Source organism: Paraburkholderia aspalathi, from assembly GCF_905220735.1.
GTDB lineage: Bacteria > Pseudomonadota > Gammaproteobacteria > Burkholderiales > Burkholderiaceae > Paraburkholderia > Paraburkholderia aspalathi.
The window spans coordinates 295,092-308,429 of the sequence record NZ_CAJNBA010000001.1 but is presented as its reverse complement, the minus strand read 5'-3'; the positions used below and the strand labels follow the sequence as shown (position 1 = coordinate 308,429).

Genomic DNA, 13,338 nt, shown 5'->3' with positions numbered 1-13,338 from the left:
GGAGATTAGTTGCCAGCGTTATTGCTGTCGTTATACGTACCCATGTTCTTCGTCTTGTCGGCGTTGGTCGTCGCCTTGTTCGCGTTGGTCTGCGAAGTGGTGATGTTGCCTTGAGCGTTCTGACCGGACATTTCCACCGCGAGGCCGGCAGTCTGGTTACGCAGGGTCTGGCCGAACAGCGAATACACGCCGATTGCCGACACGGCGATCAGGGCGACGATGATGATGTATTCCGTCATGCCTTGACCGAGTTGCTTGTTTTTGCGGCGAATTTGAGAAAGTTTCATGATCTCTATTTCAAAAAATTAATACGAAAAATTGAATGTTGCCTGGACACGGCTTTGCAAGATTTGGTGTCTTGAACAGAAACAGAAATTAAACAATTCACTGCTCAAAACGCACGAGCAACAGTGCCGGTGCGAAGTATAGGAATGGAGATGTTCTGCAGGGGTGGGAAACTTCCGAACGTTCGCGGTGCAATTACGTCGGCACGTGTTGTGCGGCACGCGGTAGAAATTCGTTCCTCATTCGGGGAGGGCGGTAGTTACGCGGATCGCTAATCGACGAACGTTCTGCTCACGCGAGAGCTGTGTCGTTTGGCAGCGTGAACGGGCGTGGACAGAGGACGGCGAGTGGGGGCGCATCTGCGTGACGTGACCAACTGTCGGCAACGGTCACCACCTGGTGCTTGTTATCGTGGTATATGGGGAAAGGTAGATTACACCTATTTAGTTAGGTTTCCTTCATCATGTTGTTGCCGGATCGTTTTGTTGTAACGGTACCACGGCGATAGCCTAAAGCGCGGATTTTGAAAGGCAGCTTGAATAGCCCGGATTCAGGCTGGGTGCGGTAGTTCCGCCCGCCGTGACTTCACTCGATATCATTCAGAAAGTTCCTGCGCGTTTTTCGCTTTTCCTGATTTTTAGGGATAGAGCTGCCGGTTAGATTTGCGACGCGTGAAAAGCCTAGGTCGGGCCTTATGGGTTTGCGGCCGGTTTTTTTGCGGAAACCAGCAGAGGGCGGTTTCACAAATCTAACTGCAAGCGGGGCTCGCCCGTTTTTAGGGAATGCAACAGGAATGAACAAGGTACACAAATCGGTATGGAACGCGGCCGCAGGTACGTACGTAGCTGCCGCAGAAACGACCAAAGCACGTGGCAAGAAGTCATCGGGGTCTAAGGCTGCGCCGTCCAAGGTCGCAGGGGTCTTTACCTTGGCGGGTTTGGCACTAGCTGCACAGGATGCTAGCGCGATGATTGTCGAGATCCAGAATCCGCAAACGTCTTCCACCTGCGAAGCCAACGCATCCGACGGCGATCCCAATTGGGCGCTGTTTAGCGGCGGAACTGGTTGGTGTGGTAATGGGGCGACGAGCAAGTATACGGCCAGTGGTCAGGGTAACCCAGGCAACGACATTGTAATGTGGTCTTCCACTGGCCAGTTTAAGGGGGAGGATTCGATCAACCTTGGCGGCTATCTCGACGTATGGGGTGAGGCCAGCTTTATGGGTGGCGCTCGCCTTAATGGAACAAAGATCACTGGCCTTGCTGATGGCACTAACGCCAGCGATGCGGTGAACTGGAACCAACTGTATCAACGTACTCGGTATTTCAACGCAAACTCTGTTTCGAGCGATCCCTCTTCCGATGCAAAGGCAATGGGAGCGAATTCGGTCGCTTCTGGTCCGTATGCGCTGGCAACCGGAAGCAATTCCAGTGCTTACGGTGCTCACGCATCTGCCTTGGTGTCCAGTTCGGTTGCGCTTGGCGCTAACTCGGTTGCCAGCCGTAACGATAGCGTGTCGGTCGGCTATCTGACCGCAGATGGCCAGGGGCAGTACACCAGGCAGATTACCAATGTGACGGCCGGTGCTGCGGGTACTGATGCGGTCAACGTCGATCAGCTGAACGCGGCTATTAAAAGCGTCAGTGGCGGTAGCAGTGGCGGTGGTGGCAATCCTAACGCTGTGCTCTACAACGACTCCGGAATGGGCTTGATCACGCTCCAGGGCACGAAAGGTACAAAGATCACTAACCTGATCGCAGGCGACATCTCGTCAGCCTACAGTATGGACGCAGTGAACGGTTCACAGCTTTACCAGACAAACCAGAACGTCGCCAACGTGGCGAGTAATCTCGCGAACGTGGCTGGCAACGTGACCAATATCACGAATACTGTTAACAACATCGTGAATAACGGCATCGCGGGCTCCCCTCTCGTCGTGCTTTATGACACTTCAGATCGTAACAGTGTGACGCTGGGTGGGGTTGGAAGTGCGACGAAGGTCAAACTGACGAACGTGGCAAACGGTGACCTCTCTGAGTCGAGCACCGACGCAGTCAACGGTAGCCAGTTGTACATGACGAATCAGAACGTGGCCGGGTGGCAGGCTAGCTTGTCCACGTACATATACAACGTCGACAACACGGTAAAGAACATCGTTAACGGTGGTGGCATCAAGTATTTCCACACCCATTCGGAACTGGCCGACTCGTCGGCGACCGGCACGGATTCGACCGCGATCGGTGGGGCGGCTAGCGCGACAGCAAACAACTCGGTCGCGCTGGGTTCGAAGTCGGTGGCTGACCGTACGAACGCAGTATCGGTGGGTGCAACTGGTGCCGAGCGTCAGATTATCAATGTAGCTGAAGGTACGACGGATACCGATGCGGTGAACGTCAAGCAGTTGAGCGACGCGATCAAGACTGTAGCAGGCGGCGGATCGCCTGATGCGGTCATCTATGATGACGCGGTGCTGCACAACAAAGTGACGCTGGGCGGCAAGGGCTCAACGACGCCGGTGATGATGACTAACGTGAAAGCAGGCGAGATCACGTCGAGCAGCGTTGACGCAATTAATGGCTCACAACTGTACAGCACGGCAAACAGCGTTGCAGCCGCGCTCGGTGGTGGCACCAGCGTGAGCCCGACCGGCACTGTCACGCCGCCGACCTACGCGCTTGGCAATACTGGTACGTTCCACGATGTTGGTTCCGCGCTCGACGGGATTAATTCGGCGATCGACGGCATCAGCGGCACCATCACCAATACCACCAAGTACATCAAGGTGGTGTCAGCCGGTTCGGCTGCTAACGCGACTGGCAGCGAGGCAGTGGCTGTCGGTGGGAATTCGTTCGCCAGCGGGAAGAGCTCTGTGGCAATCGGAGCAGGTGCAACTGCCCTGTTTCAGAATTCGACGGCGATTGGTGCCAACTCATATGCAGCGGAAGCAAACGTCGTATCGTTTGGCGACACCGGTATTGAGCGGCGCCTCACCAATGTCGCCGACGGCAAGGACGCTCATGATGTTGCAACTATCGGGCAACTGACGGCGCTCCAGAAACAGGTCAATCTGCAGCAGTCGAGCGGCGTGAAGTCAATGCTCCTGGGCGCAGTGCCAGTGACTAACTATATTGCTGTCAGCGCATTGGTGACGCCTGGCGCAGCAACTTCCGTGGACAACACGAAAGAAAACGCGATGGCTATCGGTCCGTCGGCGTCATCAGGCGGCGTAAACTCGTTGGTAGTGGGCGCACAAGCAAGTACAGCCATGGACAACGTGACGGCGATCGGTTCGAGCGCAGGGGCATTGAGCGCCAACGCAACCGCGATCGGCACTAATGCGACCGTTGCTGGAGATAGCGACAGCGGCGTGGCGATCGGCTATACGGCGCGTGCGGGATCCGACAACACATTGGCAATTGGATCGAAGAGCAAGACGATGGCGTCAAAAGCCATTGCGATTGGTGCTGGCGCCCTCGCGACTGTTGATGCCGCAGGGTCAATGGCACTTGGGACAGGTGCAACCGTCAGCACCACAAATTCGGTGGCACTGGGCGCGAACTCCACCGCGGACCGCGTGAATACCGTCTCCGTAGGAAGTTCCTCGGCACAGCGCCAGATTGTGAACATGCAAGCTGGTACGGCCAATACCGATGCAGTTAACGTTAGCCAGCTGAAGGGCGTGACGGACGCGATCGGCGGCGGCGCTGGTGTGGACGCCAACGGCAAGATCACGAAGCCGGCCTTTACGGTGGGTGGTCAGACTTTCACGGACGTTGGCTCGGCGCTTGCGGCGGTTGCGACGGGTGGCTCGGCCGATGGCGTGTCGTACGACACGACGAAGCACGACAAGGTAACGTTGGGCGGCGTTGGCTCGACGACGCCGGTAACGGTGGCGAATGTAGCCAAAGGCGTGGCGGATAACGATGCCGTGAACGTCAAGCAATTGACGGACGCTGGTCTGAGTGTCGACACGTCGGGTAACGTGAAGAACTCATTCGTCGCTTATGACGACACGACGAAGAATACGATCACGCTGAAAGGCGCAAGCGGCTCAACCAAGATCACGGGTCTCACGGCAGGTACGTTGTCGGCAACGAGCACTGATGCGGTCAATGGTGCACAACTGAACTCGACGAACCAGAACGTGTTGAACGTCGCAGGTAACGTGATCAACATTACCAATACGGTGAACAACATCACCAACGGTAATGCTGGCGTCATGTATTTCCACGTCAATTCGACACTGGCTGATTCGTCAGCAACGGGTACCGATGCGATGGCGATTGGCCCCAACGCAAAGGCGACCGCAAGCAACTCGGTGGCGCTGGGTGCGAACTCGGTGGCCAGCCGTGCCAACACGGTTGACGTGGGTTCACGACAGATCACAGACGTGGCAGCGGGTACGCAACCCACAGACGCGGTTAACGTGGGACAGCTTCAGGCGCTTGGCGCGAACGTTGATTCTAGTGGCAACATCACGAACGCGTTTGTCGCGTACGACAACACGACGAAGAACACGATCACGCTGAAAGGCGCAAGCGGCTCAACCAAGATCACGGGTCTCACGGCAGGTACGTTGTCGGCAACGAGCACTGATGCGGTCAATGGTGCACAACTGAACTCGACGAACCAGAACGTGTTGAACGTCGCAGGTAACGTGATCAACATTACCAACACGGTGAACAACATCACCAACGGTAATGCTGGCGTCATGTATTTCCACGTCAATTCGACACTGGCTGATTCGTCGGCAACGGGTACCGATGCGATGGCGATTGGCCCCAACGCAAAGGCGACCGCAAACAACTCTGTGGCGCTGGGTGCGAACTCGGTGGCTAGCCGTGCCAACACGGTTGACGTGGGTTCACGACAGATCACAGACGTGGTAGCAGGTACGGTGTCGGCATCGAGCACGGACGCGGTGAATGGTTCGCAGCTTTACAATACGGCAAGCAGCATCGCGACCGCGTTGGGTGGTGGCTCAGGCGTGAGCGATACTGGTACGGTCACGAAGCCGACCTACAAGCTAAGCGAAGGCACGTATGCCGATGTTGGTTCGGCACTTGCCGGTATTGACGGCACGGTTAGTCAGATCAATAACACGATCAGCGATACTACAAAGTACATCAAGGTGGTATCTGCGAGTTCGGCGGCTAATGCGACCGGCGGTGAGGCGGTGGCTGTCGGTGGGAATTCGTTCGCCAGCGGGAAGAATTCCGTGGCAATCGGAGCAGGTGCAACTGCCCTGTTTCAGAATTCGACGGCGATTGGTGCCAACGCATATGCAGCGGAAGCGAACGTCGTATCGTTTGGCGACACCGGTATTGAGCGGCGCCTCACCAATGTCGCCGACGGCAAGGACGCTCATGATGTTGCAACTATCGGGCAACTGACGGCGCTCCAGAAACAGGTCAATCTGCAGCAGTCGAGCGGCGTGAAGTCGATGCTCCTGGGCGCGACACCTGTGACTAACTACATTGCTGTTAGTGCATTGGTGACGCCTGGCGCAGCGACTTCCGTGGACGATACGAAAGAAAATGCGATGGCTATCGGCCCGTCGGCGTCATCCAGAGGCGTGAACTCGGTTGTGGTGGGCGCGCAGTCGAGTACGGCCATGGACAACGTGACAGTGGTCGGCTCCAGTGCAGGGGCAATGAGCGCCAACGCAACCGCGATCGGTACCAATGCAACCGTCGGCGTGGATAGTGACAGCGCCGTGGCGATTGGCTATACGGCAAGAGCAACTGGCGCCAGCGCGTTGGCACTTGGAGCCGGTAGCAAGGCTGTTGCCGCGGACTCTACGGCATTTGGCAGCAAAGCCTTGGCGACTGTTGATGCAAATCAGTCGATGGCACTCGGTGCCAAAGCGACCGTCAGTGTGGCTAATTCCGTTGCACTAGGTGCCAATTCGATGGCTGACCGTGCTAACACGGTATCGGTTGGTGCGAGCGGTTCTGAGCGCCAGATCGTCAATGTGAAGGCGGGTACAGCGGACACCGATGCAGTGAACGTCAAACAGTTGGGTGACGCGATCAAGACCGTTTCGGGCGGTGGGGCGCCTGACGCGGTGGTCTATGACACGTCGCTGCACAACAAGCTGACGCTTGGCGGCCAAGGCTCAACGACGCCGGTGGCGCTTTCCAACGTGGCAGCAGGCCAGATCAAGTCGGGCAGCACTGACGCAGTGAACGGCGGGCAACTGTACGACACGGCAAACAGTGTGGCAGCAGCGCTGGGCGGTGGCTCGACGGTGGATGCGAACGGCAAGGTTGTGAAGCCGGCGTATGCATTGGACGGCACCACGTACAGCGACGTTGGTGCAGCACTGGCAGCGGTTAACGAAAAGGCGGGTACCGGTTCGGCGAACGGCGTGTCGTATGACACGGCGAAGAAGGACAAGGTAACGTTCGGCGGTACGACTGCCACGACGCCGGTGACGCTGGCGAACGTAGCTGCTGGTGTAGCGAACAACGACGCAGTGAACGTCAAGCAATTGACGGACGCTGGTCTGACGGTCGATACGTCGGGTAACGTGACGAACGCGTTCGTTGCTTACGACAGCACTAGCAAGAACAAGGTCACGTTGGGCGGCTTTGGTTCGACGACGCCGGTGAGCCTCACCAACATCGCAGCGGGCCAGGTCACGCAGAGCAGCAAGGACGCGATCAACGGTTCGCAACTGTACGGTACGGCAAGCAGCGTTGCCCAGGCACTGGGCGGTGGTTCCAGCGTGACGTCGAATGGCTCGGTCACGAAACCGACCTACACGGTGGCCGGCAGCACTTATGGCGACGTTGGTTCGGCCGTGGACGCGTTGAACTCGCTCGGCACTACTGGCTCGCCCCTTGGCGTGGTGTATGACTCGTCGAAGCGTGACAAGCTGACGCTTGGCGGCAACGGTGCAACGACTGCGGTTGAAATTTCGAACGTGGCGGCGGGAACGGCTGACAACGACGCGGTGAACCTCAAGCAATTGAAGGACGCTGGTCTTACTGTCGACACGGCGGGTAACGTGACCAACGCGTTTGTCGCCTACGACAACGCAAGCAAGAATACGGTCACGTTCGGTGGTCTCGGCTCTACCACGCCGGTTCAGTTGAAGAACGTGGCTGCCGCTTCGGACTTGACCGATGCAGTCAACTTTGGCCAGATGAAGGACTATGTTTCGCAGAACGCCGGCAGCGGCGGGACGGCAAACGCAGTGGCCTATGACGACTCGAGCAAGAACACCGTGACGCTCGGCGGTGCGGGTCACGATCCGGTAACGCTGACGAACGTGGCAGCGGGCTCGAATGCTAACGACGCGGTCAACTACTCGCAGTTCTCTAGCCTCCAAAGCCAGGTGAACAACCTTGCTGGCGGCGGCACGGGTGATACGACCTACGTCAACATCAACACCCCAGCCTCCGGTGGTACGGCTGCAGTTTCGTCGGGTACGGATGCGATCGCGATCGGTAACGGCGCTGTTGCATCGGGTGAGGCAGCGATTGCTATCGGCAAGAACACGCACAGCACGGGTAACCAGGCTACGGCAATGGGCCCAGGTGCGTCGGCAAGTGGTGACAACTCTGTCGCGCTGGGTTCGAACTCCGTTGCCGATCGTGATAATTCGGTATCGGTAGGTTCCGCCGGTAACGAGCGTCAGATCACCAACGTTGCAGCCGGTACGCAGGCAACCGATGCAGTCAACCTCGGTCAGTTGAACAACGCCATGGGTGGCATGCAGCAGTCGATCAACAACGTCGACCGCAGTGCAGCCAAGGGTATTGCTTCGGCATCGGCGCTGAACATCGTCACGCCGTATCTGCCGGGTCGTACTACGCTGAATGCTGGTGTGGCTAACTACCGCGGCTACCAGGCCGTTGGTCTGGGCGTCTCGCGCTGGAATGAGAAGGGCACGATCAACTACAACCTTGGCGTGTCCAGCTCGGGCGGCAATAGCACCATCGTCCGCGCCGGTATCGGCATCGTCCTCGGCAACTAAGCAATGGCCGCGAGGCCTTGAATAGAAGCTTGAGACGTTAGCTGTCTGGGTCGCACGGGAAGCTTCCGTGCGGCCCTCTTTCCATGGAACACACACATGAAGTATTCATTGATTGCCATCGCGCTTGCCGCGATGCTTGCAGGCTGTTCGTCGTCCGCGACGCGCGACCGCCTGCAGATTCAGGATCCCACAGTTCTGCAGACTGGTTTCAAGGCTTCGCAAGATGTATCTTCCGGAGCCGTCACGCCGCAGTGGATCGGAACCTACAGCAGCACGAAGAATGGTCCGATGCTGAACGCAGTTCAGACGCGTCTGAACGCACTGGGTGAGCGCAAGAACAACTATTTTGGCGACAAGGCGCAATGCTGGCTTAACGCCGCCCGCGATGAACGCTCCCTCCACGACGGTTGGGGTTTTGTCGAAGAAGCGCTGCACCAGGCCGACCACCTGACCACCGCTCTTGAAACGGGGCAGGGACTTTCCGTCGACAATCCGGAATTGCGAACCGCGTCGGTGATCCGCCCGGATCTGTGGAAGCAGATTCTTGCCGCGAAAACCTCGCCGCTCTTCCCGCAGTGTCAGGAGGCGCAGCGCTTGACGGCCTGCTCCGAGGTTGAACTGATTCACGCCGGCCACGAAGCGTGGACGCGTAACTTCGACGCAAGCCAGCGGATCGTTGACGGCGTGGAGAAGGGTTTGCCAGGCATCGGGGCTTCTCTCGAAGCCTGCACGCCGCCGCCAGTTGCTGCGCCGGTCGCCTCGCCGATACCGCAAAAGGTGACGCTGCAGGCGGACGCAACCTTCAAGTTTGACCGCAGCGATCTGGCCGGCATCCTGCCAGAAGGCAAGGCCAAGCTCGACCAGTTGGTCCGGGATCTCCGGCAGGTTGACGACGTAACGGGCATCCGCATTGAAGGCTATACGGACCGCCTCGGTAGCGAAAGCTATAACCGTCAGTTGTCCGCTAAGCGTGCTGAGACGGTTAAACGTTATCTGCAGAACGGTGGCGTGAAGACGCCGATGATGGCACGTGGTCGGGGCAAGGAAGAACCGGTCGTGCAGTGTAATAACGGGAACCAACAGGCACTGATCGACTGTCTGGCACCGAACCGTCGCGTGGAACTGGACTTCGCGCGCAGCAATGCGCATGCGCAGCAAATGCAACCACAGCAAATGCAACCACAGCAAATGCAACCACAGCAAATGCAACCACAGCAAATGCAACCACAGCAAATGCAACCACAGCAAATGCAGCAACAGATGCGACAGCAAGACCCGCAGGATCAGTAAGGAGGAGGTGATCGCCGGACCTTGCCAGTTCGGTGACCACATTTAACGGGTATTACTGCAATACGTATCACCCGGAATCAACTCGATCATTGTGTGGCATCAGAAAGTCTGATGCCACACGATGACGTCTGTTGCATGACTGCGGACGGCGGTCGCACTCGCTTCTCATCTCGTCTTTTCATATCCGGTTTTTCCAGACGGATTTCAGTGCGGTATTCGCCACTTGCACGTAGGGAATCTCAAATCGTCCGAGTGGGAAAAATCCGACAAATATTGCGGAATTATCGCGCCGCCGCAAAGAAAAAATGTCTCCGGGATATTGTTAATATTTCGTGCAATGTCTTGCATGGGCTATTTCGATTCAGTTTACGCCCATTGATTAATGATAAAAAATGGAACGGTAAATGAAGCGAATCGTGATTGTTGACGACCATCCGATGATTCGAGGAACTATAGCGGATGTGTTACGCGCCGACCCCGAATTGGATCTGGTTGGCGAGTGCGGCGATGGTGAAGACGGCCTGAAAATGGTGCTGGCTGAGAACCCCGACCTACTTATTCTCGATCTCGATTTGCCGCGGCTTGACGGTCTATCCATGATTCGCCGTATTCGCGCACACAATACCAAAATCTGCATTCTCGTCCTTTCCGCCAAACCAGAACACGTTATGGCTGCTTATACGCGTATTGCTGGCGCAAATGGGTATGTCGGAAAAGCGCGAGAAATCAGCGAGTTAGTTACTGCACTAAAAACCGTGCTATTCGGTTACGACTGCTTTCCGGCCGAGACGGCCAATTCGGCGAAGGAGAACGGACTGCATACGTTGTCGGCGCGCGAGGTCGAGGTGCTGCAGCATCTCGCGCGTGGCGTAAGCAACCGGGATATTGCGAGCCGCCTGTTTTTGAGCGACAAGACCGTGAGCACGTACAAGAGCCGCATTCAGGAAAAGCTTGGGCTGTCGTCGTTGGCCGCGCTAATCGAGTTTGCGACATTGCACAGACTGATCGACTGAGTTTTTCGGGTTATGAAAAAAATGAGTCGGCTTGGTTCTCCAGCGGACACGCGTAGTCGTGCATCACGCTTCTCGCAGAATGCGGGACTTACGTCAATCCGCTTTGCGGCGGTTTTGGGCGGCCTTTGTGCGTTTGCGCTGCTGTGTATGTTCTCGCTACGGGCCAATGCGGCACTGCTAGCCGACGGTGCGCCACGCATGCTGTACCACAACAATTCGCGTCCGGCTGTTGTGCTGGCCGCGCGAGATGCGGTGGCCCAACTCGGGCAACCGGCTCACGGCACTCATTCGCGCAACGAGACTGTCGCCAGCGCGCCCTTCGTGCTTGCATCGCGTGATAGTCGCTATGTCACGGGCCAACCGGCAACTGGCGCACGTGACACCGAGATCGATCGGCAAACGTGGGTATTGGAGCTCGCTGCCCCCGCGGTTGTAGCGCTTGCCGGTGCGTGCTTGTCTCGCGCCGCGCTGAGGCGCGCTGCGGAGAAATGGCGTCGCGCTGAAGATGAATGGGCACGCCGGTGCGATGCAGCCGAAGCACGGGAGCAGGCTGCGCGTGTCAAGGCATCCATCCAGGCACATGCCGCCGCAAAGCAGGAGCAGCTCTGGCTGCTCGGCGCGATGCGTCTCTATACGGAAGCTCCGTTGACCGCCGTAACGGGTCTGTTTGAATCGCTCGAAACCACAGCGATGCCGTCTGCTCAACGCACGCAGATGTTGATGATCCAGTCCGCGATGCGTACGTGGGCCCAAACGCTTCACGATCTGATGGATATTTCGCCGTTGGAGTCACGAACCATCGTTCTAGACGAAAGTGTGACGAATCCGCGGGAGGTCATCGATGGTGTCATCGCGCTGTTGGCTCCTGCTGCCGCGCAGCGAGGCTTGCGTCCGAGTGTGAGCTTTGACCAAGCGGTGGCGACGCTGATACTCGCCGATAGTGCGCGGCTTGGTCAGATTTTCTTCCACCTGCTAAACCACGTGATTCAACTCGGCACACAGGGCGAGATTGCCGTCGTTGTGCAGGCGGAACTACTGAATGCTGGTTCGCAGCGTATTTCTATCAAATTGATGGATACCGGACGTGATGCAGTTCACGTTGCCCAATTGCCACTGTTCGAGCCGATCGTTGATCTAGCGTTCGCCGGAGAATGGCCCGCCAACTTGGACGCTTGCTTGTCGCTTTGCCAGATACTGGCGCAGCGTATGCAAGGCGAACTTTTAGTCACGAGCGATTCAAAATCCGCCACTCGTGTGAGCTTCAGTGCGCCGTTCAGCGTCGAGCAATGGGGGCCATCCGCGGAATTGACGAGCAACGCACGGGCGCCCCTGTTCACCATCGCCGCGCAGTCGCGGGACGTTGCCACGAGCTCCTCATTTGAACCCTTCGAACGTCGCTATCTCGACGCGCTGTCGGAAGAGGGCATCAATCTCTACACATTTCTAAGTGCCTGGCGTCGTTCGATGACGGACGATCTGGAGCGCCTAGGCGGCTTGCATCACCAGCATGACATCGATGGGTTACGCACCTTGCTGCACAGATTGAGTGGGGCCGTGGGCCTCGTCGGTGCAGGCAGTCTGATGGAAGCGCTACGGAGCGCTAGTACGGCACCGGAGCACGAGACCAGTGCAATCGACTCGCTCATCGAGCGCAGCAGGACTTTGGTCACGCAACTCGACACCGCGATCGACCCACACCGGAGCATCATGCAATGAACCGACCTCTGGCCTTGATTGAAGGTGCTCTGGCGATTCCGAAACCGCGCCCATTCGACGGCTTGCCGCCTCCTTTCGGCTCGCGACGACGTACCGCGCGAGCCGCGACACAAGACGCCACGCAACCTATCGCTCAAACCGAAGCACAGCGGGCGCTGCAGGACGCAGTGCAACGCCGGCCGCAGCAGGCACGACCGGGTCCGTTTCCTCCGGGCGCGAAGCTTTTCTTCTATAAAGTGCCGCCGCGACGCGTGGCTTCCCACGGCTTTGACGCGGCGCTGGCTGAAGCAAAGCGCTACCTTGAGGCAGGCAGGGTACGTCCGCGCTCGTCGCGGTCGGACCACATCCTCGGTGGGGCAATCTTCGTGGGTTGCAGTATCGCGCTGGCCTGGTTGCTGGCGACATGCGCGATGCGAGACGCCAATAAGGCGAGCGAACTGGCTCTGAGACCAGCGGTTCCGCCGGCCGTCAGCAGTCCACACGTTGTCGATCCACAAGAACCGATTGAGCTGGCTCAGTTGGCAGTTGAAGAGATGCAGACGATTTCGGGGAGTGTGCCTTCAGCAGCTAGCGCGGTGCCAAAGACAAGCACCGTTGCAGCGCCACCGTCCGCAAGCTTTGCAAAGCGCTATGCGGCGGCAGATGTCGTGCCAGCACCTTCTCGCGAGACCACGACAACCCGCCCCGCAAAGACGGAACGCAAAGTCGCGGTCGCACGTATGACGGAAGGGCATGTCAACGAGCGGCTCGCGCTGAGCCGTGCCGTTCGCCCGGCCGCGGGACCTGCTGTGTCGAAACAGCCAGAATGGGCCACGCGTCCGTCGACCGAAAACGACACAGTCGAGCAGGCAGCGTTGCTCAACTGGGCCAAGCAGTCGCGCGCACATGTCACCACGCGCGCCACCGTACCGGTCCAAGGGGACGCCGACTGGAACGCTCGCATGATCCAGCGCCGCATCACCGACGATCCCGCCGCCTTCCACACCGATCGCAGCGACAAATAAAAAAAGCCCGGCCAAAGCCGGGCTCTCAAATCGGCTGCGTCCTTCC

6 protein-coding genes are annotated in these 13,338 nt (G+C 58.0%); 5 read left to right on the top strand and 1 reads right to left on the bottom strand.

Annotation, left to right across the window (positions count from 1 at the left end):
• Positions 1-5: 5 nt before the first annotated feature.
• Positions 6-287 (bottom strand): Flp family type IVb pilin, encoded by a 282-nt coding sequence (locus tag KHO30_RS01270; RefSeq protein WP_211699806.1) that lies wholly within the window; start codon positions 285-287, stop codon positions 6-8.
• Between the two features lie 791 nt (positions 288-1,078).
• On the opposite strand from KHO30_RS01270, the gene KHO30_RS01265 reads away from it, so the two are divergent.
• The 5 genes from KHO30_RS01265 to KHO30_RS01245 all read left to right on the top strand — a co-directional run bounded on the left by KHO30_RS01265 (position 1,079) and on the right by KHO30_RS01245 (position 13,292).
• The gene (locus tag KHO30_RS01265; RefSeq protein WP_211699805.1) at positions 1,079-8,269 is read left to right on the top strand and encodes a YadA-like family protein; all 7,191 of its coding nucleotides are present in this window, start codon (positions 1,079-1,081) and stop codon (positions 8,267-8,269) included.
• 96 nt (positions 8,270-8,365) lie between these two features.
• Positions 8,366-9,559: an OmpA family protein gene (locus tag KHO30_RS01260; RefSeq protein ID WP_211699804.1), complete on the top strand. Its 1,194-nt coding sequence runs from the start codon at positions 8,366-8,368 to the stop codon at positions 9,557-9,559.
• 404 nt (positions 9,560-9,963) lie between these two features.
• Positions 9,964-10,572 (top strand): response regulator transcription factor, encoded by a 609-nt coding sequence (locus KHO30_RS01255; protein ID WP_211699803.1) that lies wholly within the window; start codon positions 9,964-9,966, stop codon positions 10,570-10,572.
• Positions 10,573-11,025: 453 nt separating this feature from the next.
• A complete protein-coding gene (locus tag KHO30_RS01250; RefSeq protein ID WP_244863907.1) occupies positions 11,026-12,288 on the top strand; it encodes a sensor histidine kinase in 1,263 nt (420 codons plus the stop codon).
• Positions 12,285-13,292: a hypothetical protein gene (locus KHO30_RS01245; RefSeq protein WP_211699802.1), complete on the top strand. Its 1,008-nt coding sequence runs from the start codon at positions 12,285-12,287 to the stop codon at positions 13,290-13,292. The genes KHO30_RS01250 and KHO30_RS01245 overlap by 4 nt, the downstream gene beginning before the upstream one ends.
• Positions 13,293-13,338: the final 46 nt, after the last annotated feature.